Genomic DNA, 2,391 nt, shown 5'->3' on the forward strand with positions numbered 1-2,391 from the left:
TTCGACGTCGAGGACCTCGATTTCGAGGCGGTCTTCGAGTTCGGCCTTGAGCGTGTCGCCCTGGCCCTCGCCCTCGGCCTCGGTCCAGATGAGCCGCTGAACGGCGGCGGAGAGCTTGTTCTGGTGGGCCGCGACGCGGGCCTCGGCGGCCTTCCTGCCCCGATCCTGTTCGACGTGGTCCTGGCGTTTGGCGTCGCGGCGGAGCTTGGCTTCCAGGGCGCAGGTCTGGCGCAGCGTCCGGCCCATGCGGTGGAAGGCGAAGCTCAGCGACTGCTTCTCGGCCGGGCTCTCGGCGGCCAGCGCGGCGGCATGGAGGTCCTCCGCCAGGCTCGCCGCCTGCTCGGCGAAGCGGCCCAGCAGGCGGGCGTGGCGCTCCATCATCTCGGCGTCGCTGTCCATAGAACAAAAGTAGAACATATGCGCGGCGATCGGTCAAGGCGTAATCGCGTGGCCGGCGATCATGGGAGTGGCTAGAGACCCATCCAGCTTCGCGCACTCGGCCACGTCGCGTTTAGGTAAGTGCGATCGAACTGCAGGTCTCTGAAGACGACATCCTTCGTCTGCGTCATCACAGCCGCCTTCCCTTGAAGACTGATCTCCATGGAAAGCTGGATGGAGGATTGGACGAGCTCCGACGCCATAGAGCCCCGCGTCTGAGTCATTCCATCTGGGTCCCGGCCTTCGCCGGGATGAGCGGTGAGTGGGATTCAGGCGCTCGATCCTATTCGGTCGGCATCGATCCGGGCTCTGCGGCGCTCAATCCACCGGCCGCCCATCCCCCGGCAGGCCCAGCTTCGCCCACTTCTCAGTCACCGCCTCGATGGTCGCGCGGTCCATGCCGAGCTTTTCGCCCCAGTCGCGCTTCGTCTCCGGCGGCCATTTGTTGGTGGCGTCGAGGCCGATCTTCGAGCCCAGCCCGCTCTCCGGCGAGGCGAAGTCGAGGTAGTCGATGGGGGTGTTCTCCACGATGGTCACGTCGCGGGCCGGGTCCATGCGGGTGGAGATGGCCCACATGACGTCCTTCCAGTCGCGGGCGTTTATGTCGTCGTCCACGACGATCACCCACTTGGTGTACATGAACTGCCGCAGGTAGCTCCAGACGCCCATCATCACCCGCTTGGCGTGGCCGGCGTAGGCCTTCTTCATGGAGACCACGGCGATGCGGTAGGAGCAGCCCTCCGGCGGCAGCCAGAAGTCGACGATCTCCGGGAACTGCTGCTGCAGGAGCGGGATGAACACCTCGTTGAGCGCCTCGCCCAGGACCGAGGGCTCGTCCGGCGGCCGGCCGGTGAAGGTGGTCAGGTAGATCGGGTCGCGGCGCATGGTGATGGCGCTGACCTGGAACACCGGGAAGCGCTCGACCGAATTGTAGTAGCCGGTGTGGTCGCCGTAGGGGCCCTCGTCGGCGTATTCGTCGAGCAGCACATGGCCCTCGATGACGATCTCGGCGTTGGCGGGCACCATCAGGGGCACGGTCTTGGCCGGGACCAGCTCGACCTTGGCCCCGCGCAACAGGCCCGCGAACTGGTATTCCGAGAGGGTGTCGGGCACCGGCGTGACGGCCGCCAGGATGGTCCCCGGATCGGCGCCGATCACGGCGCAGGCGGGCAGCGGCTCGCGGCGGCCTTCCGCCTTCCAGCGGCGATGGTGCTGGGCGCCGCCGCGGTGGGCCAGCCAGCGCATGAGGGTGCGGTCGCGGCCGATCACCTGCATGCGGTAGATGCCGAGGTTGTAGTCGTCCTCGCGCGCGGTCGACGGACCCTTGGTGACCACCAGCGGCCAGGTGATCAGGGGCGCGGGCTCGCCCGGCCAGCAGGTCTGGATCGGCAGGCTGGCGAGGTCGATGTCGCGCCCCGTCAGCACCACCTGCTGGACGGGCGCGCGCTTCATGATCTGCGGGCGCATGGACATGATGGTCTGGGCCAGCGGCAGCATGCCCATGGCGTCCTTGAAGCCGCGCGGCGGTTCGGGCTGGCGCAGGAAGGCCAGAAGTTCGCCCACCTCGCGCAGGTCAGCGGCGGTGGCGCGGGCGCGGCCGTCGAGGGTGACGCCCATGGCCACCCGCTTGACGGTGCCGAACAGGTTGGCGAGCGCCGGGATCGACGAGGTTTGGCCATCGGCGCGGATGGGATTTTCGAACAGCACGGCGGGGCCGCCGGTGGCCAGCAGGCGCCGCTGGATCTCGGTGATCTCCAGCACGGTCGAGACGGGCTCGGCGACGCGCACCAGCTCGCCCGCCGCCTCCAGCTTGCCCATGAACTCGCGCAGCGACCGGTAGGCCATCAGCCCTCCTCTTGCGGCGCGGAACCTAGAGCGCCGGCCGCGCCGGGTCTAGGATGGGTCCCATGAAGCGCCTCGACCTCGACGACGTCCCGCCGAAGATCGCCGCCC

At 68.5% G+C, this 2,391-nt stretch carries 2 protein-coding genes; both read right to left on the bottom strand.

What is annotated here, in order from left to right; all coding sequences use genetic code 11:
• Positions 1–399: hypothetical protein (locus VGT80_RS09920; RefSeq protein WP_327455300.1), on the bottom strand; the 399-nt coding region annotated here is incomplete at its 3' end.
• Between the two features lie 357 nt (positions 400–756).
• On the bottom strand, positions 757–2,283 hold the full coding sequence (locus tag VGT80_RS09925) for a UbiD family decarboxylase (RefSeq protein WP_327455302.1): 1,527 nt from the start codon (positions 2,281–2,283) through the stop codon (positions 757–759).
• Positions 2,284–2,391 lie beyond the last annotated feature (108 nt).

This window comes from Phenylobacterium sp. (assembly GCF_035944335.1).
Lineage (GTDB): Bacteria > Pseudomonadota > Alphaproteobacteria > Caulobacterales > Caulobacteraceae > Phenylobacterium.